This window comes from Grimontia marina (assembly GCF_900060185.1).
GTDB classification, from domain to species: domain Bacteria; phylum Pseudomonadota; class Gammaproteobacteria; order Enterobacterales; family Vibrionaceae; genus Enterovibrio; species Enterovibrio marinus.
The window spans coordinates 1-1,217 of record NZ_FIZY01000163.1 but is presented as its reverse complement, the minus strand read 5'-3'; the positions used below and the strand labels follow the sequence as shown (position 1 = coordinate 1,217).

Sequence of the window (1,217 nt, the reverse complement as noted above, 5' to 3'; positions counted from 1 at the left end):
GGGGTTCAACCCGGTGAACCTGTTGCCGTCACCCTTCCTAGGGGACACAATCAGGTCATCGCTGTCCTTGGTATTCTGGCCGCTGGCGGGTGCTATGTCCCTGTCGGTACACACCAGCCTCTGGTACGACAGCAGCGTATACATTCCACTGCGGGGATCCGTTTCACTGTCACTGACCCGGCACACCTTGATGCCGTCCCTGGTCTCGCCATTGATATCTCATACACTGACAGGTTCTCGCCATTAGAGGCCCCCGTCCCTGTCTCACCAAACAGCCCGGCGTATATCATCTTCACCTCCGGCTCTACCGGTGAACCCAAAGGCGTTGAAATGGCCCATCAGGCCACCGCCAATACCCTTGATGACATTAACCACCGCTATGGTATCCACCCCGACAGCCGTGTGCTTGCGGTCTCTGCGCTCGATTTTGACCTCTCCGTCTATGACCTCTTCGGTCTGCTCAGCGCTGGCGGTGCCGTCGTCATGGTCGATGACGCTATTCGACGCGATGCCGCTGCCTGGTTGTCTTTGATTAACGAACATCATGTCACTGTCTGGAACTCTGTCCCTGTCTTGTTAGACATGCTGATGGTTGTCGCTGAAAGCCAGCACCTGACCTTACCATTTGAGCAGGTTCTCCTTTCCGGCGACTGGATTGGTATGGATATCCCTCAGCGTCTGTTTGCGCTGAACGGCCATCAGGTAAGACTGGCTGCCATGGGAGGTGCCACGGAAGCCGCTATCTGGTCTAACACCTTTGATGCCTTTTCTCCGGACACCTCCCTCCCTGAGCACTGGACGTCCATTCCTTACGGTAAACCGCTCGCCAATCAGGTTTACCGGGTGGTCGATGCACAAGGGCGCGATTGCCCTGACTGGGTGCCCGGTGAGCTTTGGATTGGGGGCCTCGGGGTCGCCACCGGATACCGGGGGGATGACACCCTCACTCAGGCCCGCTTTGTTCAGGCCACATCAGAGACTGTTTCCGGCCAACCTGTTATGCGCTGGTACCGAACCGGGGACCAGGGGCGTTACTGGCCTGACGGCAATCTGGAATTCCTGGGCCGCCTTGACCATCAGGTCAAGGTGCGGGGACACCGTATTGAGCTCGGTGAGGTAGAAACTGCCCTGAACAGCCTGAGCGCTATTCACCGTGCTGTCGCCGTCGTGCTCTCTCCTGCCGGACAGCCTGCCTCACTCGCTGCTGCCCTGTTGGT

The 1,217-nt window shown here is 58.3% G+C and carries 1 protein-coding gene; it reads left to right on the top strand.

Annotation, left to right across the window (positions count from 1 at the left end):
- A partial coding sequence (locus GMA8713_RS25705) for an amino acid adenylation domain-containing protein (protein ID WP_157515796.1) occupies window positions 1-1,217 on the top strand: 1,217 nt, incomplete at both ends.